Annotated in this window: 27 protein-coding genes and 1 pseudogene; 17 read left to right on the top strand and 11 right to left on the bottom strand. The window is 70.6% G+C overall.

Annotated features, from left to right (window positions below):
* Positions 1 to 84: 84 nt before the first annotated feature.
* The 5 genes from ACFY04_RS12370 to ACFY04_RS12350 are packed head-to-tail and all read right to left on the bottom strand — an operon-like array spanning position 85 to position 3,927.
* Positions 85 to 1,092 (bottom strand): peptidogalycan biosysnthesis protein, encoded by a 1,008-nt coding sequence (locus ACFY04_RS12370; RefSeq protein ID WP_389116076.1) that lies wholly within the window; start codon positions 1,090 to 1,092, stop codon positions 85 to 87.
* A complete protein-coding gene (locus ACFY04_RS12365; RefSeq protein ID WP_389116075.1) occupies positions 1,089 to 2,351 on the bottom strand; it encodes an MFS transporter in 1,263 nt (420 codons plus the stop codon). The genes ACFY04_RS12370 and ACFY04_RS12365 overlap by 4 nt, the downstream gene beginning before the upstream one ends.
* Positions 2,348 to 3,658, bottom strand: a complete 1,311-nt coding sequence (locus ACFY04_RS12360; RefSeq protein ID WP_389116073.1) for an ATP-grasp domain-containing protein — start codon at positions 3,656 to 3,658, stop codon at positions 2,348 to 2,350. The genes ACFY04_RS12365 and ACFY04_RS12360 overlap by 4 nt, the downstream gene beginning before the upstream one ends.
* A 5-nt stretch (positions 3,659 to 3,663) precedes the next feature.
* On the bottom strand, positions 3,664 to 3,786 hold the full coding sequence (locus ACFY04_RS12355) for a hypothetical protein (RefSeq protein WP_389116527.1): 123 nt from the start codon (positions 3,784 to 3,786) through the stop codon (positions 3,664 to 3,666).
* Between the two features lie 3 nt (positions 3,787 to 3,789).
* The gene (locus ACFY04_RS12350; RefSeq protein ID WP_389116072.1) at positions 3,790 to 3,927 is read right to left on the bottom strand and encodes a hypothetical protein; all 138 of its coding nucleotides are present in this window, start codon (positions 3,925 to 3,927) and stop codon (positions 3,790 to 3,792) included.
* Positions 3,928 to 3,974: 47 nt separating this feature from the next.
* On the opposite strand from ACFY04_RS12350, the gene ACFY04_RS12345 reads away from it, so the two are divergent.
* The 3 genes from ACFY04_RS12345 (at position 3,975) to ACFY04_RS12335 (ending at position 7,182) form a co-directional block, all read left to right on the top strand.
* Entirely contained in the window at positions 3,975 to 5,423 is a 1,449-nt protein-coding gene (locus tag ACFY04_RS12345) for a coproporphyrinogen-III oxidase family protein (RefSeq protein WP_389116070.1), read from the top strand.
* Complete coding sequence (locus ACFY04_RS12340; RefSeq protein WP_389116068.1) at positions 5,420 to 6,664, top strand: DUF1152 domain-containing protein; 1,245 nt, start codon at positions 5,420 to 5,422, stop codon at positions 6,662 to 6,664. The genes ACFY04_RS12345 and ACFY04_RS12340 overlap by 4 nt, the downstream gene beginning before the upstream one ends.
* Before the next feature lie 65 nt (positions 6,665 to 6,729).
* Complete coding sequence (locus ACFY04_RS12335; RefSeq protein ID WP_389116066.1) at positions 6,730 to 7,182, top strand: hypothetical protein; 453 nt, start codon at positions 6,730 to 6,732, stop codon at positions 7,180 to 7,182.
* An 85-nt stretch (positions 7,183 to 7,267) separates the two neighbouring features.
* Here ACFY04_RS12335 and ACFY04_RS12330 read toward each other — a convergent pair whose 3' ends face one another.
* Positions 7,268 to 10,180 carry a BTAD domain-containing putative transcriptional regulator gene (locus ACFY04_RS12330; RefSeq protein ID WP_389116063.1) on the bottom strand — a complete coding sequence of 971 codons (2,913 nt, stop codon included), beginning with the start codon at positions 10,178 to 10,180 and terminating at the stop codon, positions 7,268 to 7,270.
* Between the two features lie 223 nt (positions 10,181 to 10,403).
* Positions 10,404 to 10,808, bottom strand: coding sequence for a peptidoglycan-binding protein (locus tag ACFY04_RS12325; protein WP_389116062.1), 405 nt, complete (start codon positions 10,806 to 10,808; stop codon positions 10,404 to 10,406).
* Between the two features lie 322 nt (positions 10,809 to 11,130).
* On the opposite strand from ACFY04_RS12325, the gene ACFY04_RS12320 reads away from it, so the two are divergent.
* The 3 genes from ACFY04_RS12320 (at position 11,131) to ACFY04_RS12310 (ending at position 12,701) form a co-directional block, all read left to right on the top strand.
* Positions 11,131 to 11,499: a PRC-barrel domain-containing protein gene (locus ACFY04_RS12320; protein WP_389116060.1), complete on the top strand. Its 369-nt coding sequence runs from the start codon at positions 11,131 to 11,133 to the stop codon at positions 11,497 to 11,499.
* 167 nt (positions 11,500 to 11,666) lie between these two features.
* Entirely contained in the window at positions 11,667 to 12,107 is a 441-nt protein-coding gene (locus tag ACFY04_RS12315) for a hypothetical protein (RefSeq protein ID WP_389116058.1), read from the top strand.
* A 21-nt stretch (positions 12,108 to 12,128) separates the two neighbouring features.
* A complete protein-coding gene (locus tag ACFY04_RS12310) occupies positions 12,129 to 12,701 on the top strand; it encodes a YceI family protein (RefSeq protein WP_389116057.1) in 573 nt (190 codons plus the stop codon).
* Between the two features lie 38 nt (positions 12,702 to 12,739).
* Here the strand turns inward: ACFY04_RS12310 and ACFY04_RS12305 are convergent.
* Positions 12,740 to 13,988: pseudogene (locus tag ACFY04_RS12305) on the bottom strand (cytochrome P450).
* 642 nt (positions 13,989 to 14,630) lie between these two features.
* On the opposite strand from ACFY04_RS12305, the gene ACFY04_RS12300 reads away from it, so the two are divergent.
* From ACFY04_RS12300 to ACFY04_RS12265, 8 genes are all read left to right on the top strand, one after another.
* Positions 14,631 to 15,374 carry a TetR/AcrR family transcriptional regulator gene (locus ACFY04_RS12300; protein ID WP_389116055.1) on the top strand — a complete coding sequence of 248 codons (744 nt, stop codon included), beginning with the start codon at positions 14,631 to 14,633 and terminating at the stop codon, positions 15,372 to 15,374.
* Positions 15,375 to 15,409: 35 nt separating this feature from the next.
* Positions 15,410 to 16,300, top strand: a complete 891-nt coding sequence (locus ACFY04_RS12295) for a hypothetical protein (protein ID WP_389116054.1) — start codon at positions 15,410 to 15,412, stop codon at positions 16,298 to 16,300.
* Positions 16,301 to 16,630: 330 nt separating this feature from the next.
* On the top strand, positions 16,631 to 17,122 hold the full coding sequence (locus ACFY04_RS12290; RefSeq protein WP_389116052.1) for a hypothetical protein: 492 nt from the start codon (positions 16,631 to 16,633) through the stop codon (positions 17,120 to 17,122).
* A gap of 114 nt (positions 17,123 to 17,236) precedes the next feature.
* Positions 17,237 to 17,686: a hypothetical protein gene (locus ACFY04_RS12285; protein WP_389116050.1), complete on the top strand. Its 450-nt coding sequence runs from the start codon at positions 17,237 to 17,239 to the stop codon at positions 17,684 to 17,686.
* A gap of 195 nt (positions 17,687 to 17,881) precedes the next feature.
* Entirely contained in the window at positions 17,882 to 18,358 is a 477-nt protein-coding gene (locus ACFY04_RS12280) for a hypothetical protein (RefSeq protein WP_389116048.1), read from the top strand.
* 105 nt (positions 18,359 to 18,463) lie between these two features.
* Entirely contained in the window at positions 18,464 to 19,204 is a 741-nt protein-coding gene (locus tag ACFY04_RS12275; protein WP_389116047.1) for a hypothetical protein, read from the top strand.
* A 33-nt stretch (positions 19,205 to 19,237) separates the two neighbouring features.
* The gene (locus ACFY04_RS12270) at positions 19,238 to 19,459 is read left to right on the top strand and encodes a hypothetical protein (protein ID WP_389116045.1); all 222 of its coding nucleotides are present in this window, start codon (positions 19,238 to 19,240) and stop codon (positions 19,457 to 19,459) included.
* Positions 19,456 to 19,926 carry a hypothetical protein gene (locus tag ACFY04_RS12265; RefSeq protein WP_389116044.1) on the top strand — a complete coding sequence of 157 codons (471 nt, stop codon included), beginning with the start codon at positions 19,456 to 19,458 and terminating at the stop codon, positions 19,924 to 19,926. The genes ACFY04_RS12270 and ACFY04_RS12265 overlap by 4 nt, the downstream gene beginning before the upstream one ends.
* A 284-nt stretch (positions 19,927 to 20,210) precedes the next feature.
* Here the strand turns inward: ACFY04_RS12265 and ACFY04_RS12260 are convergent, their stop codons facing one another.
* Together ACFY04_RS12260 and ACFY04_RS12255 are read right to left on the bottom strand one after the other, a co-directional pair.
* Positions 20,211 to 20,729: a hypothetical protein gene (locus ACFY04_RS12260; RefSeq protein WP_389116043.1), complete on the bottom strand. Its 519-nt coding sequence runs from the start codon at positions 20,727 to 20,729 to the stop codon at positions 20,211 to 20,213.
* 36 nt (positions 20,730 to 20,765) lie between these two features.
* Positions 20,766 to 20,987 (bottom strand): hypothetical protein, encoded by a 222-nt coding sequence (locus ACFY04_RS12255; RefSeq protein WP_389116544.1) that lies wholly within the window; start codon positions 20,985 to 20,987, stop codon positions 20,766 to 20,768.
* A 16-nt stretch (positions 20,988 to 21,003) separates the two neighbouring features.
* On the opposite strand from ACFY04_RS12255, the gene ACFY04_RS12250 reads away from it, so the two are divergent.
* Together ACFY04_RS12250 and ACFY04_RS12245 are read left to right on the top strand one after the other, a co-directional pair.
* Entirely contained in the window at positions 21,004 to 21,255 is a 252-nt protein-coding gene (locus tag ACFY04_RS12250) for a hypothetical protein (protein ID WP_389116042.1), read from the top strand.
* Positions 21,256 to 21,307: 52 nt separating this feature from the next.
* Entirely contained in the window at positions 21,308 to 21,514 is a 207-nt protein-coding gene (locus ACFY04_RS12245; RefSeq protein WP_389116040.1) for a hypothetical protein, read from the top strand.
* Positions 21,515 to 21,726: 212 nt separating this feature from the next.
* Here the strand turns inward: ACFY04_RS12245 and ACFY04_RS12240 are convergent, their stop codons facing one another.
* Positions 21,727 to 22,197 (bottom strand): MarR family winged helix-turn-helix transcriptional regulator, encoded by a 471-nt coding sequence (locus ACFY04_RS12240; protein WP_389116526.1) that lies wholly within the window; start codon positions 22,195 to 22,197, stop codon positions 21,727 to 21,729.
* A 219-nt stretch (positions 22,198 to 22,416) separates the two neighbouring features.
* Here ACFY04_RS12240 and ACFY04_RS12235 point away from each other — a divergent pair, with 219 nt between their 5' ends.
* Complete coding sequence (locus tag ACFY04_RS12235; protein WP_389116039.1) at positions 22,417 to 23,547, top strand: NADH:flavin oxidoreductase; 1,131 nt, start codon at positions 22,417 to 22,419, stop codon at positions 23,545 to 23,547.
* The last annotated feature ends 182 nt before the right edge of the window (positions 23,548 to 23,729 follow it).

Here is a 23,729-nt window from a genome sequence, read left to right as displayed (position 1 = left end):
CGGCCGGTGAGGGCGGGCACCCGCCCTCGGCGCACCCACAGCATTCCGTGCTTCTCCGCGAGCACCGGTGCGCCGCGCGGAACATCAGGACGGTGGGTCGACCAGTGCGTACAGGCCGGACACCGCAGCCCCGCGGCGGCGCTTGGCCTCGATGGCCTTCATGCCCGCGTGCAGGGCGGTCGTGCCGTGGGCGTAGGCGTCCTCGACGGGCAGGTAGTACATGAGGTTGAAGTACAGGTGGGGCGCCGGGTGGCGGCGGTCGAGGGCGACCGCGCGGATCCACGTCGTGGTCCCGTGGTGGTAGAAGAGGCAGAAGCCGATCAGCCGGGGTCCGTCGTAGGCGGCCACCACACGCGCTTCGCTGCCCATCGCCGTGGCCTGCCGTTTCAGCAGGCCGGTCATCGCGTCGAGGCCGTCCCGGTCGTGCCCGTGGTCCTGCTGGTGTCCGGCGAGCAGGACCGCGGCGTCCTCCCAGCAGTCCGCGAGTACCTGTCGGCGTATGTCGAGGGCGGCCGCCGCGAAGTCGCGGCGTTCGCGGCGGATGCCGGCGCGGCGCTGTGCGGGCAGGGAGGAGATGTAGTCCTCGATGCCTGTGCCGGGAAGCGGGATGAGGGCGTCGTCCTCCAGGTGGAGGGCGGGGTCCGGGTAGAGGGGAGCGAGCCGGGCGGCGGCCGGGGTGGTGAGGTAGGGCCACCAGTGCGTCGTGCCGTGGTGGTCGGCGAAGCGGCGTACGGCGTCCCGGAGGAGGGCGAGGCAGGCGTCTCGCCGGCCGGGGCCGAGGCCGGGGGCGGTGAGCGGGGTGTTGTGGTAGCCGCGCCGCGCGCCGGCGATCATGCGGGGCCGCAGGTGCGGGGGCAGTACGGTCCCGGGCTGGTAGCTGTCGTTCGGTTCGTCCCGCACCAGGTAGAGGGGGGTGGCGGCGAGCAGGGTGTCATCGAGGTCCCGTACGAGCGCGTACGAGCAGGTGGCGGTGGGGTCTTCCTCCTCGCCGGCGAGCCACCGGTGGGAGAGGTAGAGGCCGGCCGACCGGGCGAGGTGCTCCCACTCGGCGGCGGGGACCTGATGGATGGACTCGACGATGCTCGTGATCAACGGGGATTCCTCCGGCGGTGGCGGTTGGGGGCCTTGAGGGCGGGCGCGGCGAGTACGGCGATCAGGCAGGCGGCGGCTTCGACAGCCCACGGGAGGAGCGGGCCCGCCTCCAGCAACAGGGTGAACAGGGCGGGAGCGGCGACCATGCCGACGGCCCACGAGAACTGGTACAGGCCCTGCGTGAAGCCGCCGGCCGCCTGGGGGGTGAGGCTCACGGACAGTTCGCTCAGCGCCGGGCCGAGGAGGATCTCCGCCACGCTGAACAGGACGATCGCCACGATGAGGGCCGCCCAGGCGGCGGAAGCGGCACCGGGCGGCGAGGGCAGCGAGGGCAGCGCGAACGCCCACATCCCGGCGGCCATGATCAGATATCCGGCGGTCACGGCGCGGCGGGGCACCTTGGGTGCTGCGTGCGCCGTGATGACCGTCGAACATGCCGAGACGATGACGGTGTTGATGACGAACAGCATGCTCGCCGCCGAGGCGGGGAGCCCCAGGGCGCGGGTGGTGTAGACGGCGACGAGGACGGCGAGGACGGCCTGCGCGAGGACGTAGGGGATGTTGACGGCCACGAGCAGCAGGTAGCGGCGGGTGTGGTCGGCGCGGGTCACGAGGGCTCCCGGCGGCGTCCCGTCCGGTTCCGGTGGGGTGGTGGTGAGGGCGGCGAAGCAGGCGGCGGCCAGGAGGTAGGTGGCGGCATCGACCGCGATCATCCAGCGCAGTGAGCCGTTCCCGAACACGGTCAGGGCGCCTGCCGCGGCGGCGGATCCGGCGGCGAGCCCGATGTTGCGCAGCGAGCCGGTGAAGGCGAACCAGGTGCGGCGTTCTGCGGCCTGGGTGACGTGCGTGATCAGGGTGCGCTGCGCGGTGAAGTACATGTTGATGCCGGCCTGTATGAGGAGGTACACGCCGGCGACGTGCGAGGGCTCGCGGGCGAGCAGGAACAGGGCGAACCCGGCGGCGGAGAGGATGTTCGCCCACACCACGACGCGTTTCGGCCCGACACGGTCCATGAGGCGTCCGGCGAGGAACGTGACGGGCAGGGCGAGGGCCTGACCCACCGTCATGGCCGCGCCCACCCGCGCCAGGTGCAGGCCCTGGACGTCGGTGAAGTACAGCAGTCCCAGCGGCAGGAGCATCCCGTTGCCGACGGAGTCGATCAGGTTGCCGGTGATGAAGAGGCCGTGCCCGCGCAGTCCGGGCAGGCCGAGGCGGTCCGCCGCGCTGCGCGGGCGGCGGGTGCCGGTGACCGCGCTCACCGGTGCAGCAGGGAGGTGATCTTGCCCATGACCTCGGCCGCGGGGAAGCCGGTCGCCTTGTGCAGCTCCGCCAGGGCCTTCACGGTCCGGTCCTCGTCGCCTTCGGCGAGGGTGATCACCACGATGTCCCCGTGGGAGGTGCCGTCGATGACCAGCTCGTGCGCGGTGACCACCCGGACGCGCTGCCGGAGCTCGGTCAGCACCGCCGGCGGGATGCCGTCCCCGGCGAGGAACTCGATCGCCCAGCCGGCCCGTCGTGCCGTGCCTCCGGTGAAGGGGAGGCCGCGGGCCAGGCGGGCGAGGGAGGCGAAGGTGTTGGTGCCGGACGCGGCGCAGGAGAGGGTGGTGGCGCCGCCGATGCGCGGGTTGATCTCCAGGACCACGAACCGGCCGCCGGTGTAGATCATGTCGACGTTCACCGACCCGTGCACTCCCAGGCTCCCGCACAAGGCCACCAGGGTGCGGGCCACTTCGGCGAACGCGGCGTCGGCCTCCTCGCGGGGGCCGCACCAGCGCAGGTCGGCGAAGGTGAACACCGGCTCCGCCCCGGCGCGTCCGGTCCAGCACAGGGGAAGGACCTGGTAGGCGCCGGGGCGCCCCACGATGTCCACGCTGCACAGGTCACCCTCGACGACCTGTTCCACCACTGCGGACACGACCGTGGGCACCGCCGCGGACACCGCCGCCGATGAGGGCCCCGGCACCGCCCCCGGCACCGGCGTGCCGGGGGCGAGGTAGGCATCGAGGTCGGCGGGCGAGCGCAGGGTGCGGATGCCCATGCTGGTCGAGTCCCATACGGGCTTCGACATCAGCGGATAGCCGATCCGTTCGGCCTGCGCGCGCAGCGCGTCCCGGTAGCCGGGCACCGCGAGACCCCGGCCCACCAGCAGATCGGAGTCGACACGGAACCCGGCGGGCACCAGCAGCCCGGCCCGCTCGCAGAGCTGCTTGGTCTCCCACTTGTCCACCAGCAGCATCGTCGCCGCGAGCGGAGTCATGACCGTCGGGATGCCGACGGCGTCCAGGAAGGCCTTGGCCGCGGCATCACGCAGCGCGTTCTCGCACGGCAGCGAGATCGACACCGCCGCGTCCGCCCCCCAGGCGGCGACCGCGTCCGCGAGCTCCCGCGGCGTCACGCCCCGGTCGAGCCGTTCCCGGTAGCCGGGGAAGTCCTCGTCACCGGCGGTGCCGCTGGTGTGGAACAGTCCGGCCTCGATCCCGTCCGCCGCGAGCCCGCGTACGGCCTGCTGGACGTAGGGGTCGGCGCGCTGGATGCGTACCGACCGTAAGAACGCGATCTTCCGCACCTGCTTCAGCCCACTTCCACTCGGGACCGGGCGGCCACCCGGTCGGCCAGCCCGCGCGCTCGGTCAGCCGTTTCCGCACGGGCCACCACGTGCCCGATCCGGCAGGCCGAATCCGCCGGCTCCGGCACCACCTACCCGGGCCGGAGATGCACCTCGCCGTGCGTACCGGGCAGGTCCGGGATGACCACCTGCCGCACCACCCCGCCGCGCTCCGGCAGCAGGAACCGGATCGACGCCGCGTCCGTACGGGAGGGGACGGTGTCGGGCACCAGGCCGGGGAAACCCGCGCCGGCACCCCGTACGGGAAGGCAACACCGTGACCAGCAGCCTGCACCAGGAGCTCGCCGACCACATCGACCAGGGCGTCATTCCGCCCTACCAGTACTCGTACCCGCCCCGCTCCACGTACCGACCGCTCCCGGAGGGCAAGTGGAGCGTCCCCGACGTGTGGGCGAGGGATCTGGCCAACCACCAGGTCCCCGAGCTCAATCTCTACCTGCACGTCCCCTTCTGCGACCGCAAATGCGGCTTCTGCAACCTGTACACCATCATCAGCACCGACGAGGACGTCTACGACGCCTACACCGACGCCCTCTGTACGCAGATCCGCGATCACGCGGAGATCATCCAGGCCCGGCGGTTACGCACGATCTACATCGGCGGCGGCACCCCCGCCCTGCTGAAGCCCCGCCACTTCGAGCAGATCTTCACCACCATCGGCGAGATCTACCCCAACTGGCGCTCCACGGCCGAGGAAGTCGCCGTGGAAGCCACCCCGTCGTCCATCGCCGACGCGCCCGACGAGTTCAAGGCCCTCATCGGCATGGGCCTCACCCGCGCCAACGTCGGCATCCAGTCCCTCGTCCCGCGCGAGATCCGCGAAGCCGGCCGCGGCGGAGAGGACGAGGACGTCATCCGCCGCGCCATACGCACCGCCCACGAACTCGGCCTGCCGGACCTGTCCACCGACCTGATCATGGGCTTCGCGGGACAGACCCCCGAAACCTGGCGCCAGAGCGTGGACGAGCTGGCCTCACTCCAGCCCACCACCATCAGCACCTACTTCCTCACGGTGCGGCCGGACGCCTGGTTCTCCAGGACCGGCGCCTACCAGTACATGTGGCAGCCCGAGCTGTACGAGCGCTACGACTACGCCCGCCGGGTCTTCCTCGACCACGGCTACGTCCAGGAGGGCTCCGTCCGCTACAAGAAGCCCGGGCGCGGCGGCTACGTCCAGAAGGTGCTCACCTTCCACGGCGTGCCCCTGCTCGGCCTCGGGGTCGGCGCCCGCTCGTACACCAGCGTGCTCGACTACATGTGCGGCAGCGTGAAGCCCTCGGCGGCCGAGGTCGCCGACTACATCAAGAGGGCCAAGAACCACGAGCTCGCGCCCGTCACCGGTTTCGAACTGACCGGCGAGGAGACCGTCCGCAAGCGCCTCGTCCTCGACATGTTCGACCTCGACCTCACGGAGCTCGACCGTTTCGGCTACCAGAAGCACGCCGCCGAGTTCGAGCCCGTCCTCGAAGCGGCCGAGTCCAACGGGCTCATCCACCGTCTCGGACGCCGCGTCCAGCTGACCCCCAAGGGCTTCAAGTACCGCGACGTGCTGTCCTGGATGTTCTACTCCGGGTCCGTCAAGGACCTCGACCGCGAGTACTACGAGAACCTCCACGCGGCGAACAAGCGCGCCCGGCAGAACATGGGGGCGACGCCGGTACGGATCACTGGCATCGACCTGCGCGAGCGCGAGGGAGCCGCGTGAGGGATCTGTACATCGCGGCGGGCGGCGGAGGAGACCCCGTCGGGACCCTCATCGCCGCCCGCGCCCTCACGGCGGACCGGGCCGGCCCGGCGGATCCCCCGTTGATCGCCACCTACGCGTGGGAGCGCCCGGAGGTCGACCCGACCGCCCGCCCCCTCGGGGAAGGCGACTTCGACGGCCTCGCCCACGAGGGCGGAGGCATCGGGGTTGGAGGCACCGGGGTCGGAGGCTTCGGGAGCGGCGGCATCGGGGGCGGCTTCCGGGGCGGCGGCTTCGCGTCGTTCACACCGGCCACCCGCGCCCGCCCGCCGGCCGGATCCACCATGCCCGCCCTGGCCAGGGACCTGCCCGCCCGGCTGCTGCTCCTCGACCCCGCCCGGGGACTCTCCTCCCTGGCACGGCAGATCTCGTCCATGGCCAGAGCGGCAGGCGGCCGGATCCGCGTCGTCGACATCGGCGGCGACATCCTGACCCACGGCAACGAGCCCGGCCTGTGCAGCCCGTTCGGGGACGCCCTCACCCTCGCCGCCTGCCACCTCACCGGCATCCCCGCCACCGTCCACATCGCGGGTCCCGGCCTCGACGGAGAGATCGGTGAACGGCCCCTCCTCGAACGCCTCGCCGGAAGCCGCCCCCTCACCCCGGACCGGGACGCGGCAGCAGCGGCCGCCCGCGCACTGGCCTGGCACCCTTCCGAGGCATCCGCGCTGTGGGCGGCCGCCGTCCACGGCGCCCGCGGCACGGTCCGCACCGTGAACAGCGTCGTCCGCCTCACGGATGTCTCCCCGCGGCTGTACCCCCTGCCGCTCCGGGAGGCCATCGGCCACAACCCGGTCGCCCGGGCCCTCGTCGGCGAGCGCCCGGCCACCCTGGACGCCGCCGCCGGCCTCTCCCACCGGATCACCGGCATTCCCGGGCTGGAGAGCGAGCGCACCCGCACGCCCCGGCAGGACCCGCCCGCCGGGGGAATCGCCCTCCTCGACCGGGACGAGGCCATGAACACCCTTCGCGAAGCGGCCGGCGGAGCCGACCACATCACCCTCCGCCACGCCGCCCGCTCCCTCGGCCTCGCCTGGACGGACATCCCCGCCCTCCGGGCCCTCCTCACCACGGACACCCCTCTCCTCCCGCTCGCTTCCGGGCCCGCACGGCGGCCCCGTTGGCGGCGCGTTGGGCACGTGTTGGGTGCCGCGTGCACTCTTCCCACGTCGACGGAGGGGCCCCGGGCACCGCGCCCCTGACCGTCGGCGCAGGCCCGGTACGGGCCTGCCCGCTCAGCACTCGACGAACAGGGGACGGACGGATCATGAGGAACAAGCGCAGTCGGATACTCACCCGGGCTCTGCCGGTCGCGGCCATGGCCCTCGCCACGCTGATGACCACGGGCAATCCCGCCTCGGCCGCCGGGCTGGGGTGCGGCTGTGACGGCTGGGACCCGGGCCCGGTCAGCTGGGACTCCGGTCCGACCACCGACTCGACGGCGACCGTCAGCGGTTACGCCACCGTGGCACTGCGCTCCGGCAAGAAGGACGGCAGATGGTACGGCTGGGCGAAGACAGCCACGCGGTACTCCAAGTACGGGGTGTGGATCGACCGGTCCACGGACGGCGGCAGGACGTGGGACGGAATGCGCGGCTACGAGCACCGTGACGGGGGCGATGCGTACACGTCCATGCAGTACTGGCCGGACGGCACCTGGCTGCGCGCCTGCGTGAACGTCGAGGGCATCGAGCTGAAGTGCACCGGCTGGGTCAGCTGACGTACTCCCGGCACTTCGGGAGCGTGGCCCCGAGCACGTGCTCGGGGCCACGCTCCCTGATCCGCCCTGATCGGCAAGGCACCCCCTACGGCAGCGCGGCCAGGCCCCCGCGGCTCCGCTCGATGTGCTGTGTCATACCGTGGCGCAGCCCCAGGTCCAGGCACTGCTCCCAGCAGGCCCGCGCGGCGTCCCACTCGCCGAACTGGTGGTGCGTCCGGGCCATGAAGGCCAGGCAGTCGGCCGTACCGCCGAGGTCGTTCATCCGCCGCCGGATGGCCAGCGCCTCCGCCTGCGCCTCCAACGCCGCCTCACGGCGGCCGAGTTGCCGGTGAATGTCGCCGAGCTTGGTCAGGCTGGTGGCCAGGAAGACCCCGTGCCGCTGCTCGCGGAGCGCCTCGATGACTTTCTGGTAGTACGCCGCCGCCAGGTCGTGTTCGCCCCGCATCTCCTGGGCGTCCGCGATCCGGCTCAGGGCCAGCGCCTCGCTGGCGGCGTTGCCGGCCTTCCGGTACAGCTCGTACGACCGCTCGGCGTGGGCGAGCCCCCGCTCGGCGTCCCCGATCTGGACGTACAAGCTCGACACGTTGCCCAGGATCGAGGCCTGCGCCAGTTCGTCGCCGGCGTCGGTGAAGAATCCGAGCGACGCGTTCAGGTGCTCCAGGCACTGCTCGTTGCGGCCCGCCATCCCGTGGGCGACGGCGATCCTGCGGTGGAGCCAGGCGCGCCCGAGCCTGTCGTCGTGCGCCATCGCGATGTCCATGGCCTGTCGCAGGCAGGCGTCCCACTCGCCGGTCCACCAGTGCGTGGTCGCGTACCCGAACAGCCCGACGGCCAGACGCCAGGCGATGTCGGAGCGTCCGAGCGCCCCGGCCCGGGTGATGGCCTCACGGATCGCCGGCAGTTCCCGCTTGGTCCACACCAGGGCGTCCGCCTCCTCCGCGAACACCGGCAGCTCCGGGCCCTGAGGACCGTCGAGCGGCGGCGGGGACTGCGTCTCGTGGCTGGCCACGGCACAGGCCGTGGCGGCGGCCCGCGCGTACCAGGTGAGCAGCCTCAGGGTGGCGCTCTCCTGCTCCGGAGCGGTGACCTCTTCCGCCGCCCGCTGCGCCGCGTACTCGCCGAGGAGGTCGTGCAGCGCGTACGCGTCGGGCTCGGGGCTGTGTACGAGGTTCGCGTCGACCAGCAGTTCCAGCGCGGCGGCGGCGTCGTGCTCCGTCGTACCCAGCAGGGCGGCGGCCGACCGGCTGGTCACGGCGTGGGGCTGCCACAGCCCCAGCAGCCGGAAGGCGCGGGCCGCCTCTCGCTCCTGGTCGTTGCCGCTCGCACGCATCGCCAGGTAGCTCATGTCGAAGGTGTGCCGTACGGCGATCGAGCCCATGGCCAGGGCTTGGAGGCGGCCTCGGTGCGGGGTGAGGCGCTCGGCCAGCAGCGCCAGCGGCCATGACGGCCGGGAGGCGAGTCTGCCGCCGACGATCCGCAGGGCCAGCGGGAGGCCCCCGCAGGCGGTCAGGATGTCGGCCAGGGCCGTCGGCTCGTCCGTGATCCGGTCGGCTCCGCAGAGCTTGGACAGCAGGGTCAGCTGCTCGTCGGGGCCGAGCGGCCGCAGGCGCACCATCGCGACACCGGGCACCTCTGCCAGCAGCTGGCGGCTCGTGATCAGGGCCGCGGCGGGGCCGTCGGGCGGCAGGAGCGGGCCGACCTGGGTCGCGTCCCGCGCGTTGTCCAGGACCAGCAGGATGCGGCGGCCTGCGACCGCGGCCCGGAACAGGGTGGCCAGGTCGTCGGTGTCGTCGGGCAGTACGGCGGGGCGCACCCCGAGGTCGGCCAGGAAGCGGGCGAGCAGGTCGTGGGCGCAGCGCGCGCCCCCGCTGCTGAACCCCCGCAGGTCCGCGTACAGCGTGCCGTCCGGGAACTCGTCACGCACCAGGCGCGCCACGTGGACGGCGAGGGCGGTCTTGCCGATGCCGCCCATGCCCGAGATGACGACGGGCCGCAGGGGCGCCGCCGTCCGGTGACCGTCGCTGCCGCCGGCGGCGCCGTCGTCGTCCGGGAGCGTCACCGGTCGGCGCAGCAGCCCTAAGACCGCCGCCGTCTCGGCTTCCCGACCGGTGAACTCCGGCACAGAGGGCGGGAGTTGCGTGGGAGGCGGGGCCGCAGCCGCACCCTCCGGCCGCGATCCGGGCCCTTCTCCCGGTCCCGGCCCCGGCCCGCGCGATGGGCTACGGGCGGGCGGAGCCTGCTCCTGCTCCTGCTCCTGGTCGAGCAGTTCCTGGTACGCCTGGTGGACGGCGGCACCGGGTTGCGTACCGAGTTCGTCGACCAGCGACCGCCGCAGTGCGTGGAAGACGTCGAACGCGTCGGCCTGGCGTCCACTGCGGTGCAGGGCGAGCATGAGCTGGCGGTGGAGTGCCTCGCGCAGTGGGTTCTCGGCGGCCAGGGCGGCGAGTTCGGTGCAGATCTCGCGGTGGCGCCCGAGGTGGAGATCGGCGTCGAAGGCCCACTCGCGGATCTGGAGGCGCGCCTCGGCGAGCTGGTGGACACGCAGGGACGGGGCCCGGTCCTCGGAGAACGGGGACAGATCGGCGAGGGGCTCCCCGCGCCACAGGGCCAGCGCCGCCCCGCTCTCCGCGCGGACCTTGTGCCAGTCCCCCGCGTGATGCGCGAGGCCGGCGGCGCGCGCCCGGGCCTCGAACACCTCGACGTCCAGTTCGCCGTCCTGTACGAGGAGTTGATAGCCCGGCGCCACAGTGAGCAGGCGGTTGTCCTCGGTGGCGGAGAGGATCCTGCGCAGCCGGGTCGCATGGTTCGCGAAGGACGCCTCGACGCTGGACGGGAGCCGCTCGCCCCACATGGCCTCTTTGAGGGCGTCCTTGGGCACCACGCGGTTGGCCTGGAGAAGCAGGGCGGCCAGCAGGACGCGAACCTTGAGCCCCGCGACCGGCGTCAGCCCCGTACCGTCGTGCACCACCAGCGGTCCAAGTAGCCCGAACCTCAGCATCGCGCTCCCCCAAGCGTCAACGGTCGGCGTCCGCGTGTCGGAGGGACCGGCTGGGGCAGATCGTAAGCCGCTCGGGGTTCGCAAGATCCATGGATTTCGGCGTGGCGCCGCGCGGATGCGGGCGGTCTCCCGTCCGCCCGCATCCGTGTCACCGGCCACGGCACCCGTGGCGGCAACTGTCCTTCCCAGCAGCCGAGTTCTCCTTGCCGGGACAGAACGCGCTCTAGTACGTGGTCGGCAGGTAGGTGTGGCAGTAGCCGTTGCCCGCCCCGCCACCGCTGTAGTAGGGGTCCCCCTCGAACATCAGCATGTCGCCGGTCTTCGGGCCCACGACGCCGTCGGCCTTCAGGCTGCCGCCCGTGCCGTTCTGGACATCTATGACGGCCTGGCGGGTCTTCGGACCCCAGACGCCGTCCTCGGCGACCTTGGCGACACCCCAGTAACGGCCGCGGTCGACCGCATAGTTGATCATGCGCTGTACGCACCACACGGCGTGGGTGTTGTTCGCGTAGCCGTTGCCGATGTACGGGGCGCCGGTGGAGGCGTTCGCGGCTCCGCCCATCATGGTGGCGGCCAGTGCGGTCGCCGCCGCCACGAGAGCGGTCCGGCGGGCAAAAGTCCTCGGCATGAGATTCCTTCCGGGTTGTGGGCACGAGCCGTCCGCACGCCGCGGCACGCCCTGCCGTCCGTTGTTCCTCGCGGTGCATCGTGTCCGACAGCCACAACGGGCCACCAACACGGCTCCAACAGCCTCGGTGGCCCTCATCGAAAGCGATCGGCGGCGGCCGTCCCGACCCCTCATACCGGTCCGGGTGCGTGGAGCGGTGAAAGCGGGGCAGGCGAAGTCCAGGGCGGAAACGCAGACCCGCCGCGCATGACGTACGGACCAAGGAGGACCGGCAGAGAAGCATTTCCCCGCCGTCCTCCATTGACCGAGGAGTTGTTTTCGCGTGACTGAGAAGGTGTGGAGTTATCAGCCGACCGCGGGCCACCTGGCCGGTACGGACCTGACCGGCTACAAGGTCGAGGCGACCGACGGCAGCATCGGCAAGGTCGACAAGCACTCCGACGAGGTCGGTGACGCCTACCTGGTCGTGGACACCGGCGTATGGATCTTCGGCAAGGAGGTCCTGTTGCCGGCGAGCACGGTCGTCAGGATCGACCCGGAGGAGAGGAGGCTCCTCGTCGACCGCACCAAGGAACAGATCAAGGCCGCCCCCGAGTTCCACCGGGACAAGCACCTCGGCGACGCCGACTACCGGGAAGAGCTGGGCACCTACTACGGCACCGGCGCCCCCTTCGGCGGCCGGCCCGCCTGATCGCTTCCTCGCACGATGACGCCGGTCCCGGCACGCCCCCTGCGTGCCGGGACCGGCGTCGCCGCTCTCTTCGCGCAGCGGGACCGGTCGGGGACGGCCGACCCCCGTTTGACATGCTTCGAAGGGGTGGCAGGGTGGTACGTGGGGTACATGTTGGGAGGCACGGCATGCTATCCGCTTCGGCACGGCGTTCCGCCGCGCGGCAATTTCCGCTGCGGCTGACGACCGGCGCGTTCTTCCTGAACTCCGGGATCTCGAAGCTCGGTGCGGACGAGGCCACCGCCGAGAGGCTGCAGCAGTTCGCCGCCACGACCTATCCGTTCCTGGAGAAGCAGGACGCCCGGAAGTTCACCAGGCTGCTCTCCGTCGGGGAGCTCGCGATTGCCGCCACGCTGCTCGTACCGGTCGTCCCTGCCGCTGTCGCCGGGGCTGCGCTGACCGCGTTCTCCGTCGGCACCCTCGGGCTCTACCTGCGTACGCCGGGGATGCGGGAGGAGGGCAGCCTGCGCCCGACCGAGCAGGGAATCGCCCTGGCCAAGGACCTCTGGCTGCTGGGCATCGGCGTCGCCCTCGTCGCCGAAGGCGTGACCGAACACGAACACCGATGAAGAGGGCCGTCAGGGGCACCGATGGCCATGACCACATGGTTCTTCGAACCCGGTCACACCGCGGCGGAGTTCCGGGCCAGGCACATGATGGTCACCTACGTGCGCGGACAGCTCAAGAACGTGCACGGCTCGCTGGAGGTCGATCCCGACAGGCCGGAGGAGGCCCGCGTCGAGGTGACGATCGACGCGACCCAGGTGTACACCGGTCAGCCCCAGCGCGACGCCCACCTCCGCAGTGCCGACTTCTTCGACGTCGAGCGCCACCCGACGTGGACGTTCGTCGGGTCGCGCGTTCACCAGGTGAGCGGAACCGAGTTCGAGGTCACCGGAGATCTCACGGTACGCGGCGTGACGCGCCCCGTGGCCTTCGACGTCACCTACCTGGGACAGTGGGACACCCCTTGGTGGGTGGAGGGGCAGGACCTCGGGCCCCGGCGGCGCGCCGGATTCGTCGCCACGACGCGCATCGACCGACATGAGTTCGGGGTGAGCTGGAACGATGTGGTCGACCGCGGCGGAGTGGTCGTCAGCCCCATGGTCGACGTCACGGTCGACGTCGAGGCCGTCCTCCAGCCCGGCGGAACCGCCACCTGAGCGTGTGGGGGTGCGCCGGTTCCCCCTGGGTCAGGGGGTCAGGGGCGGATGCCGTCGCAGGCGATCGGCAGGTGGCGGGGGCCGCGGAGCACCGCGTTCCGGCGGTACGGGGGCGGGTCCTCCAGCAGCCGCGGGTTCTCCAGTCTGCGGGCCAGCTCGCTGAGGGCCAGCTGGGCCTCCATACGCGCCAGCGGGGCGCCGAAGCAGCTGTGGATGCCGCTGCCGAGGCCGAGGTGCTGGATGTCCCCGCGGTCGGGGTCGAAGCGGTCCGGGTGCTCGAACCGCTTCGGGTCGCGGTTCCCGGAAGCCAGGATCAGCGAAACCGTGGCCCCCTTGGGGATGTTCACCCCGCCCACCTCGATGTCGTCGAGCGTGCTGCGCCGTGGCAGGAGCTGCACGGGCGGTTCGTACCGCAGCAGTTCCTCGATGATCGGTACGGACAGCTGCGGGTCCTCGCGCAGCCGCTGGAGGACGTCCGGGTGGCGCAGGAGGGTCAGCATGCCGTTCGTGATCAGGTTGACCGTGGTCTCGTGGCCCGCGATCAGCAGCAGCGCCGCGGTGCTGATGGCCTCCAGCGTGCTCATGGACCCGTCCGGCTCCTCGGTGGCGGCCGCCAGCTGGGACAGCATGTCCTCGCCCGGGTCCTTGCGGCGCTCCTCGATCAGCCCGGCCAGCTACATGCCGAGCTCCATCTGCGCGTCGGCGGCGCCCTTCGGCTTCTCGCCGGGGTCGGCGTCAGGATCGGGGTCCAGGCTGGCGGCGATGGTGTCGGCCCAGCCGTGGAAGCGGGGTTCGTCCTCGTGCGGTACCCCCAGCAGCCGGCAGATCACCGTCACCGGGAAGGGGTAGGAGAACTGGTCGACCAGGTCGATCCGTTCCGGGGAGCCCGCGTCGACGATGCCTTCGATGAGGCCCGAGACGATGCCGCCGAGCTCGCCGCGCATGTCGTGGACCTTGTGCGGCGAGTGCGGCGGCCCGAACGGCCGGTTCGTGATGCGGCGCAGCCGGTCGTGGTCCGGCGGGTCGAGCTTGAGGAACACCGGGGGCAGCGCCGAGTCGTCCCCGTCCTCCTGCGCCAGCGGATCGCTCGACGGCAGTGTCAGGTTGCGGGGGTCCGAGCTGATGCGCGGATCGTGCAGCAGGCTCTGTATCTCGTAGTACGTGCTGACGACGTACGGCCCGTCCTCGTCGTGGAACACCGGCGTTTTGCGCAGCTCCTCCGTACAGCGGGTACGGATCGGCGCGGCTGGAGTAGTCGATGATCTGCCGGAGCATGGCTTGGCTCATGATGTGTCCCCGTACGGCTCGCGGGATCGGCGGATCGTTCGTGCGGTCCGCCTCCGTCGTCGTTCTGACACTGGTCGCCGGCCGACTCCGGCTCCCCGGTTTCCCCAGCATGCACGGAGGCTCCAGCGGCCGCCTGCCGGACGACGAAACCGCAGGTCACACGCCCAGCACACAGGCCGCAAAGCCATCGTTCGGGCCGCGACACCGGACCTTCCCGGCGGGTGGGGCGCCAGGCCGGTCCGGGGAAGCACGGCACGCTTCGGCGTGCGTCCGGACCCTCGACAGTCCATCGGCCTCTGCCGCACCATCATGCTTGCACTCGCAGTGCAATGATTCCGGGGAATGCTCGGAGGGCGCCAGGTCGACACCGAACCCGGCCTGGCCCGGGTCCACGTCGACTACACCACCCGTACCTGTTCCCTGGCCTGGTCCGACAGCAGTGAACGGGTTCCCAGTAGACGCGTACGCACCGGACCAAACAGGCGCGCCACGCGGCTCCCCGGGACGGTCGCGCTCCGCCACCCGTACGGTCGGCACCTGGAGGGCGAGTGACGGGCCCGGGGAGAGCGTCCGCGCGCCACCAGGAGGAGTTGCACCGGTTCGTTTGCGACAATGGCACCCAGCGAAGTGGGGAGGGGCGCCGTGAACCAGTCGGCCCGACGACCGGGGTCCGAGGACCGCGCAACGGACGGCCGCGCCACGGACGGCCGCGCCACGGACGGCCGCGCCACGGACGGCCGCGCCACGGACGGCCGCGCCACGGACGGTCGCGCCACGGACGGTCGCGCCACGGACGGCCGCGCCGAGCGCGGCCGCCAGTCCCGGGTGAAGATCGCCGAGGCCGTACTGTCCCTGCTCGACGACGGGGAATCCAGCTTCCCCGCCGAGCGGGTGGCCGAGCGCGCGGGCGTGTCCCGGCGCCTGGTGTTCCACCACTTCGCCGACATGTCCGAGCTGGTGGAGACGGCCATCACCCGCCGGCTGGAGCAGCTGATCGAGCAGATCAGGCCGCTTCCGACCTCCGGTCCGCGCGACACCCGGGTAGCGGCCCTGACGGAACAGCGGGCCCGGATCCTGGAGTGGATCACGCCGGCCCAGCTGACCCTGATGCGCCTGGAAGCCCCGGGGGGACGCGTCGCCGAGGTCACCCGAGAGGTGCTGGACCTCGCGCGGGCGCGACTGGCCGAGATCTTCGCGGAGGAACTCGAACGCCTGCCCGCCGCCCGCGGGGCCGAAGTCCTCTACGGGCTGGACGCGGTGACGACCTGGGGCGCCTGGTACCACTGGCGCAGCAGTGGCCTGAGCGCCGAAGCGGCAGCCCGCACCATGGAGACGGCCGTGCACGCCCTGCTCGCCACCACCGACCAGCCCCGCTCCAGCGGCTAGCCCGTTTCCTTCGGATCATCTTGCCGGTGGATCGCATGGACGACGTGGACCGGTCCGGACTGTTCCATGCCGTCGGGCCTGCCTCCGATACACCGCGGCATCCGGCAGCACTCCTTGGCGACGATGCAAAGGCGTTCGTCGACGGCTACTCCCACCTCTGGTCGGCGACGCTTCGCCGTGAAGGCAAGGCCTGGCCCTCGACGGCGCCCACCGCACTGCTTGTCGCCGAACTCCTGGACGATCCCCCACTGCCGGACGCGATGCTCGCCCACCTGCATGCGGTGGGCATCGCCGCCGACCTCGGCACCCGGGCTGAGGAGATCCGCGCTCAGGTCGCGAACCGTGCACCGGAGCTGCAGGCCCGGACCGCCTCCTACCTGTCAGCCGATGTCGATGCCCGGGCCCGGATGTGGCAGGACGGCACGGAGCTGGGCGAACTTGTCCTCGATCAGGCGACGCTCGCCTGCTTCGACCTGGTTCCCGCGCTTCTGCGGCGGGCGCTGCCACACCTCGCGTCGGAACGTGGCAGGCGCAGGGCCTGTGCAGCCGCAGCCATCGGGGCACTGGCCCGGCCACCCCTCGGCCTTGCCGCAACGTCCGGCGCTGTTGAAGCAGTTGACGTCGATGACCCGGGCCCCCGATTCCTCGCACGACCTGGCAACGATGCTGATCGCCCTCGGCCACCTCGGGGCGACACGCGCCCCTGGCCGACCAGCCCGCACGCGGACGTTCGGGGCTGCGCGGCCCTGGCGCCCGGCCGCGTCGGCGACGACGCAGCGGACCGTGTGCTGCAGGAACTGGCAGGGTCTCCGCGCGCGTTCGGCGAGTCCTTCGGCGACATGGCTCCACCGCTCCAGCTCCAGTCCGACCGGATGTGGACGGCGACAGGCTCGTCATGGGCGCGGGCCGGGCGCACACGGAGATAGCCGGCCCGCCACCCGCAGTGCACCTTCACGCCCACCGGGACTCAGCACATCAGCCGGCCCGACCGGCCCGATACGTGCTTCGAGCTCGGCTTCTATTGCGGAACGTGCCCGTTCCTGTTCCGCCGGCTGGAGACCGCGAGGCAGAAGCTGTCCCTGGAGAGCGTGCAGGAACGGCTCACCGGCGCACTGGACGATCCGGACGGCGGCGGCGTGATCGATGCGTTCGGTGCGTTGCTGCCGGAGGGCGAATACCTTCCGTTGCTCCTGAGTACCCGTGTCCGATCCCCAACCCGGTGAGGGTCAGGATCTGGAAGGTTTTAGAGTGCGGCCATGGCCGTCCCTGAGATCATCCCCATCGCGTATGAGCCGGACTATCGAACGAGCACCATCGGCCGGTTCAGCGCTGGCCAGTTCCTGGCTTCGATCACCTATGCGTTCCCCGAAGGGTTCGTGATGGCAGATGGCTGGGAGGAGCAGAAGCGGCTCCTTGTCGTGCTGCACAAGTTCGACGCTGCCGGTAACTATCAGGGTTCCGACATCTGGTGCGCCGGCACGTGGGCAGAGCACGTGAAGCGTCCACGGGGCGAGGACTCTGTGATCGCCCGCGCGGAAGCACGGTTGGACGCCGTCCTCTCTGGCCTCCCGGAACGTGAGTACTGCGACATCGCAATCCGGCCGTTCCAGCTCACCAATGACGGTGTGCTCTTTGGCCTTGTCACCGAATGCCACGCCGAGGATCAAGATGGCGAGGAAGACTGGGCTGAGCTGTATCCCGATGGACTGGGGTTCTCGGCTCCATGGGATGGCCAGTACGACACCTGACAGACGAGGCGGTCAGCCAAGCCGAGCGGTCAGGCGTCTGGAGCCCAAACCGGAGGGGGAAGTTTGACGAGCGATGTCAACCCGACAGGGAGCGGTCCGCGGTACGCCGATGAGTTGACGACCGACATTGTGTGGGAGATCGGCGACTTCCTGCTTCCGCGACTGGAGCGAGCGGCAAGTGCCCACCCAGCAGACAGCGAGGAGAGCATCACCGCCTCGGCACTCGCGGAAGCGGTAGCCACGCTGGTCCTCGCCTTGGAGTGGGCCATCACCGGCGGAACACCCGGCCGTGCCCGTGTCCCGGTCGGGATTCCACTGCCTCCGGTGCCCACCGAGGTGGAACGCCGGGTGCGAGCGGAGGAGCGGCTGGAGCGCCTCCGTGACGAGTGGAACCACCTCTGTGTACTCGCGGGTTACTGGCGCTCTGCACCTGGATATCAGGACTCCCGCTGGTGCAAGCTCAACTTCCGCGACGCTGGGCATGAGCGCTGGTACGACCAGCAACGGTCCTACCGCCATCTGGAGAGCCGCGTCATCCGACCACCGGGGCAGGGACCCTTGTGACGCAAGGATCTCCAACTCGGGCAGCCTGGACCAGATCGGTGGCCGTGTCGTGCACCGCAGCCGTGGCCTCCAGCCATGGTCCCCACGCCTCCGCGCTGTTGAACTTGTTTTCAATCCGCCCTGCCCGTCCACGTGGGGAGGTCCACCAGCTGACGAGGGTCGGACTGTCAGACGTGAGCACTAGCATGTGCGGATATGGCTGACATCTTTGAACTCATGCTCACGCTGGACCTGCGCGACGAATTGTCGGAGGAGGAACTCGCCGAGCTCCAATGGCACCTTGGGCTGGGCCCCCAGCCCAAGGCCCTCCGAATCGTGACCGATTTTCCGTTTGTGGTGGAGGATGATCACGCGGAACTCATCGTCGAGGACCATCCTGAGCCTCTTCTGGGCCGCCACGGCGAGGCGTCCAAGGTGGACGGTGCACTTGTCTCGGTCCTGTTGCGCAAGCAGGACACCCGGCGTAATGCCTGGGCTCTGACCAGTCGGCAAGAGATCCACCCCGACGACTTCGAGCGCACTGGCGAACTCCTCACCTGGCTCGCGAACAAGGCTGGCGATTTTCATCGACGCCCCGATGGCAGCGTCAACCTGGGATGGACCCGGTTCTATGAAGAGCGCGAGCCGGAGCCGCTGGTGGTGCGTGACGGAGCAGTCATCTGGCCGTCGTAGCTGGGTCTTTCCTTGGCCAGCTGGGCGTCTGGGGATCGAAGCGACTCGACCCGGTACCGTGAGAGCCTACGAATCCACACCCTGACATGGAAAAAGAAGTGCAGGATGCACATCCTGGATGACTCCGCCGGTCTTTCCACCCGTGCCCAGAGTCTGCTCGAACGAACCGGTTGGCGCGATCATCAGCAGGAACCCCGACTATCCACAGAGTTCCTGCGGATCCGGGACGGCGTTGGCCAGTTGAACCCCACACCCATGATGCTCGTCATCCGCCGGGAAGGATTCGAGCAGAGATACGGCGGACTCCGCTACCAGGTGCGAAGCAGCTACACCGTCCAGGGCGAACGCCACGACACGCTCCGCGAGTGGCACTACGACCTGGGTCAGCGTATGGCGACCGGCTCTACCCACGGCTGGTACTTCGATTGGTTCGGAGAACGTGTCTCCTCTCCAGTGCGCTACCTGGTGCACACGGACGGACGAGTCGGAGTGGACGATGGAGGCGGCACGTTCCTCGAAATTGCCCCGTCCCTACCGGCACTCATCGAATCCCATGCCCTCACCGACACGGTCGCGACCTGGGACCGCATCACAGCCGAGGTGGACAGCTTCGCACTCGCCGAGCAGCTCGACGGCCTCACCGACGTCCCCGAAGCCTCAGGCCCCACCATCCGGTGGCGGCTGTCCGACAATGTCGCGATCGAGGAGTTCCGGAACTGGAGCAGCGAGACACCGCGTCGTTGGCGCGCATTCATCTGGAGCCGAGGCCAGACTGGCCGACGCCAGATTGAAGAAGCCTCTGTCCGAGCAGCGGCGATACAGCAGACGTTGACAGTCACCGGATGATGACCGCTGCGTGTCGAGGAGTACGTCGCACTCATGGGACGGGGAACGGTCCCCACGGCGGTGGCGATCTCCACGCTGGACGTGTGCGAACCCGCCATCGGGATGCCGATCGACCAGTACCGACACTGGGGCCTGACCCACTTCCTCCTCGACGGCCACCACAAACTGGAGGCCGCCGCCACAGCCAGCCGGCCGTTGCGGCTCCGCCCGGTCTTGCCATCATGGCCCGAACGAGGCCAAGGTTCGCTGTCATGATCACTCAGATAGTGACGCTCATCGGCGTCCTCGTCGGTGCCCTGACCTCATTCCTGGCGACGACCATGGCTGAGCGCACCCGGCACCAACGGTCCATGGCGACGCGCTGGGACGAGCGCAAACTCGACACCTACATCGAGTACGCCGCGTGCGTGAAGGAAATATCGAGCACGGCCAAACGAGCCCGGCAGGCGGCGGCAGGAACGGATGACCGGCGGGAGTATCTCGCCGCGATGGAGACGGCCGAGCTGAGGAGGTCTGTGCTGTTCGAGACCCTCGTCCTTCTGGCCTCGCCGGCAGCGATCGAGGCCGCCCACGAAGTCAACCTCGCCCTGTGGCAGGAGGAAATCGCGACCAGAAACGACGGTGCCACCCCCGTGGAAGGGGATCTGATAGCGCTGATGAACCGCTATCACGAACAGGCACGGGTCGATCTTGGCGTTCCTCGCAGCGCCTGGCGGGACTAGGGCGGCGTGTCCGCAGAGTGGGTTGGCTGCCGCTGGTCGGCGGACGGAACCCGGACCGGCTCCTCGCCCACGTCCAGCCCGAGAAGGGGGCCGTCGTGGGGCGCCGGGCGGCCGAGCCCGTGCAGCCACGGATGGCAGCCAGGGAGTAGCCGCACCCGGCGCCCCCGGGCGGCCCAGCCATGCGAAGAGCTCGGCCATCCCGTCCCAGGAAGACGAGGCCGGCCAAAGCGCCAAGTCCCTCCTGTGACTGATTCCCCATGACCGTTGCCAAACGTCGAAGGTGCTTACCGGGTGGCTGATGTCATGCCGATGGCACGCCGGAACCGTGCCCACAGAGAGGTCCGCACGGGGACGCCGGAGACCCTTTCAGGAGAACCGACGGCGATCCGCTCCGCTCGGTAATCGTGAGCATCTCCGCGGAATGCGATGGCGTCCTCCCCGACCCCGACCGCCTCCAGGAGGGTGTCCAGGGCCTTGTCGGCTTGTTCGTGTGGCTGGGTGAGCCAGATATACGAGTAGCCGAGCGGATGGTCGTCGTGCTTGTTGATCGCGAAGGTGAAGCCTTCCAGCCGGAACACAACGACGTCGAGCCCGTCCAGCCCGTCCCAGGACCGCTCCACGCGCAGACGCAGCCGCTCGGCAACGGGCTGCACCGGCAACGCCAGTGCTCCGATCATCTGGAACAGCGGGGCGGAGTGCTCCCAGAGGCTGTACTGCAGAGCGGGGTTCTTGCCGGTGTAGTAGGGCGGTTGTGTGGCCGGCTGCCAGCCGGGGTCAGGTCCGGGGACCTCGATCTCTGTCACAGCAGCTCCTCCCCCGCGGCCTCCAGCAACTGGTGATCAACCTACCTTCACCGGCTCGACCGGCATCATGCGGCGGCGGGCAAGGGCGAGAATCGCCTGCTTGTGGCTCTTGCCCTCGGCTCGTTTGCGGTCGTAGAAGGTCTTCGAGCCGGGGGCAGAAACAGACCGATGACGTAAGCGTCCTTCGCGTCCGTCACCGACGGGCGGTTCGTGGGGTGACCGGCTGGCCGGCGGGCGCTCGCGCAGATATTCGAACATATGTTGCAATGGAACGGTGAGATCACCGTCCCGCTTCCCCGATGACCTGCTCAGCCTCCAAAGGGCGTGGCAGCAGACCTACGCCGAGCTCGCGCAGGCCCCCGCCGGGGCCGGTACGACCGTGCTGAGACGTCGGCTGATCGCCCTCTCCGGGAGCCTGTGCACCCACCCCTACTGGGCGGCGTCCGCCCGCTGGCGGGCCGGCGGCGTCGAGCTGCGGGCCTCATGTGGAGCGCCCATGCTGAGTAGTAGGGCGCCCTCGTCCTGAGACTTGTCCCTCCCGAAGGCCGGACGGCGGAGGCGTCCAAGAGGAGGAAGTCATGCGCATGCGAAGAATCCTGGGCCTGGCCCTGGCCGCGGCAACCCTTGCCGGCATGAGCGCCGTCGGCGCCGTCAGCGCTGAAGCCGCCTCGTCTCCGAACATCACCAGAGACGAGTGCACGGCTGCGGGCGGACAGATCACGGCACGGCCCTACGCCGGTTACGCCTGTGCGCTGCCTGACGGGACCACGCAGCCGATCACGTAATCGGTCTCACGGCGCCGGCCGCGCACGGTGGGGCAACCGGTCCGGCCGGTGCGCTCGATGCGGCGCGGCCACGCCGTCCGGCACGAGCGTGCAGAGTACGAGTCCGGCGGCGCTGAGCAGCACGGCGGCCGGCGAGTGCGCGGCCGCGCGGCGGGCAGGGCTCGGCCGCTCACCCTCGGGAAGAGCCAGCGCCCATACGCGGTCGGCGCGCGTCATCCGCGAGGTTCATGCGGGACCGGCGGGCAGCCTGTGGCGCGGGGGTCGTCGTCTTCCGCGCGCGGCCAGTATCGCCCTTCGAGGGCCTCGGCGCTGCGGTTGAGCCGGACCAGGACGTCCGCCAGCTCCCCCACTTCCTCCGGGGACCAGTCGGCGACCACCCGGGCCAGGCAGGAACGGTTGACCTCACGGTCTTCGGCGAGCCGGCGCCCGCCTTCGACGGTGATGCACAGCTTGCGGGCCATGCCGCCGCCCGGGTCCGCGACGCGTTCGGCCAGTCCGCAGCGCAGCAGCGCGGCCGTCTGGCGGTTCACGGTCGAGGTGTCGAGCCCGAAAGCCTCTGCCAACTGGCCGATGGACATGGGGCCTTGTGTGTCGATCCGGCTGAGCAGCAAGTACGCCGACCGCTCCAGGCGTTCGGGGTCGCGCTCACGCCGGGCCAGCACCTGGTGCCGCGAGAGCAGCATCAGCTCCCGCTCGAGTTTCTCCAGCACTGCGCCTCCTGCTCCTTCCGGCGCTCCATTATCGCGGACCTGTGAACCCGGGGTCCGGCGGACCCCTGCACGGCTCGGCCTGCGGGCGGCGCCGCACGAGGCCCGACAGCAATATGCATGATACATAGCATGTGTATTATGCACTTCTCGTTGTCACCCCGACGAGCCACAGCCTCAACCCGGAGGACCCGCATGACCGTCACCACGTCCACCGCCTCCCGCGCGGCCGAGATCCTGTCCCGGCCCCTCAAGCTGAACGGCCTGACCGTCCCCAACCGCATCGCGATGGCGCCGATGACGCGGATGTTCTCCCCCGGCGGCGTGCCCGGCGAGGACGTGCAGGCGTACTACGCCAGCCGGGCCGCCGCGGGTGTGGGCCTGATCGTCACCGAGGGCACCTACGTCGGCCACGACTCCGCCGGGCAGAGCGACCGGGTGCCGCGGTTCCACGGCGAGGACCAGCTGGCGGGGTGGGCGAAGGTCGCCGCGGCCGTGCACGAGGCGGGCGGCACGATCGTGCCTCAGCTGTGGCACATAGGCATGGTGCGCAAGCAGGGCGAGGCACCGTACACCGACGCCCCCGCCGTCGGCCCCTCCGGCATCCGTGTCGACGGCACCGAGGGGACCGGCAAGGCGATGACGCGCGCCGACCTCGACGACGTCATCGGCGCGTTCGCCGACGCCGCCGCGGAGGCCGAGCGGATCGGCTTCGACGGCATCGAACTGCACGGCGCCCACGGCTACCTGCTCGACCAGTTCCTGTGGGAGCGGACCAACCGCCGCACCGACGCCTACGGCGGCAACGCGGTGGCCCGTACGAAGTTCGCCGCGGAGATCGTGGCCGCGGTCCGCGAGCGCGTCCCGGCCGACTTCCCGGTGATCTTCCGCTACTCGCAGTGGAAGCAGGAGGCCTACGACGCACGGCTCGCACAGACCCCGGAGGAACTGGAGGCGATCCTGGCCCCGCTGGCGGCGGCGGGCGTCGACGCGTTCCACGCCTCCACCCGGCGCTACTGGCTCCCGGAGTTCGAGGGCTCGGACCTGAACCTGGCGGGCTGGACGAAGAAGCTCACCGGCCGGCCGGCCATCACCGTCGGCTCCGTCGGCCTCGACGGCGACTTCATCCGCGCCTTCGCCGGCGAGGGTGCGGCGCTCGGCGACATCGACAACCTCCTGGACCGCATGGAACGCGACGAGTTCGACATGGTCGCCGTCGGCCGGGCGCTGCTCCAGGACCCGCAGTGGGCGGCGAAGGTCCTCGGCAACCGCTTCGACGAGCTGGAGCCGTACGACGCGGCGGCGCTCAGGTCGCTCAGCCGGTAGCCGGAGCCGTCGGCGACCGGCGGAGGACGGAGTGCGGCGGGGCCCGCGGCTGCGGGCCCCGCGTCGGGAGGGTGTTGCTGGCGCAGGCTCAGATGTCGAGGAAGCGGACGTCCTTGGCGTTGCGCTGGATGAAGGAGCGCCGCGCCTCGACGTCCTCACCCATCAGCACCGAGAACAGGTCG

The organism is Streptomyces sp. NPDC001549, assembly GCF_042894025.1.
Lineage (GTDB): Bacteria > Actinomycetota > Actinomycetes > Streptomycetales > Streptomycetaceae > Streptomyces > Streptomyces kutzneri.
Note: the sequence above shows the minus strand (reverse complement) of the source record. Positions and strands in the feature narration are given on the sequence as shown.

What these genes read in the sequence shown, in the direction of transcription:
- ACFY04_RS12335 (WP_389116066.1), top strand. Translation starts at nt 6,730, where the DNA reads ATGAGGAACAAGCGCAGTCGGATACTCACCCGGGCTCTGCCGGTCGCG.
- ACFY04_RS12330 (WP_389116063.1), bottom strand. Translation starts at nt 10,180, where the DNA reads ATGCTGAGGTTCGGGCTACTTGGACCGCTGGTGGTGCACGACGGTACG.
- ACFY04_RS12325 (WP_389116062.1), bottom strand. Translation starts at nt 10,808, where the DNA reads ATGCCGAGGACTTTTGCCCGCCGGACCGCTCTCGTGGCGGCGGCGACC.
- ACFY04_RS12315 (WP_389116058.1), top strand. Translation starts at nt 11,667, where the DNA reads ATGCTATCCGCTTCGGCACGGCGTTCCGCCGCGCGGCAATTTCCGCTG.
- ACFY04_RS12310 (WP_389116057.1), top strand. Translation starts at nt 12,129, where the DNA reads ATGGCCATGACCACATGGTTCTTCGAACCCGGTCACACCGCGGCGGAG.
- ACFY04_RS12295 (WP_389116054.1), top strand. Translation starts at nt 15,410, where the DNA reads ATGGACGACGTGGACCGGTCCGGACTGTTCCATGCCGTCGGGCCTGCC.
- ACFY04_RS12290 (WP_389116052.1), top strand. Translation starts at nt 16,631, where the DNA reads ATGGCCGTCCCTGAGATCATCCCCATCGCGTATGAGCCGGACTATCGA.
- ACFY04_RS12280 (WP_389116048.1), top strand. Translation starts at nt 17,882, where the DNA reads ATGGCTGACATCTTTGAACTCATGCTCACGCTGGACCTGCGCGACGAA.
- ACFY04_RS12275 (WP_389116047.1), top strand. Translation starts at nt 18,464, where the DNA reads ATGCACATCCTGGATGACTCCGCCGGTCTTTCCACCCGTGCCCAGAGT.
- ACFY04_RS12270 (WP_389116045.1), top strand. Translation starts at nt 19,238, where the DNA reads ATGGGACGGGGAACGGTCCCCACGGCGGTGGCGATCTCCACGCTGGAC.
- ACFY04_RS12265 (WP_389116044.1), top strand. Translation starts at nt 19,456, where the DNA reads ATGATCACTCAGATAGTGACGCTCATCGGCGTCCTCGTCGGTGCCCTG.
- ACFY04_RS12255 (WP_389116544.1), bottom strand. Translation starts at nt 20,987, where the DNA reads ATGTTCGAATATCTGCGCGAGCGCCCGCCGGCCAGCCGGTCACCCCAC.
- ACFY04_RS12245 (WP_389116040.1), top strand. Translation starts at nt 21,308, where the DNA reads ATGCGCATGCGAAGAATCCTGGGCCTGGCCCTGGCCGCGGCAACCCTT.
- ACFY04_RS12240 (WP_389116526.1), bottom strand. Translation starts at nt 22,197, where the DNA reads ATGCTGCTCTCGCGGCACCAGGTGCTGGCCCGGCGTGAGCGCGACCCC.
- ACFY04_RS12235 (WP_389116039.1), top strand. Translation starts at nt 22,417, where the DNA reads ATGACCGTCACCACGTCCACCGCCTCCCGCGCGGCCGAGATCCTGTCC.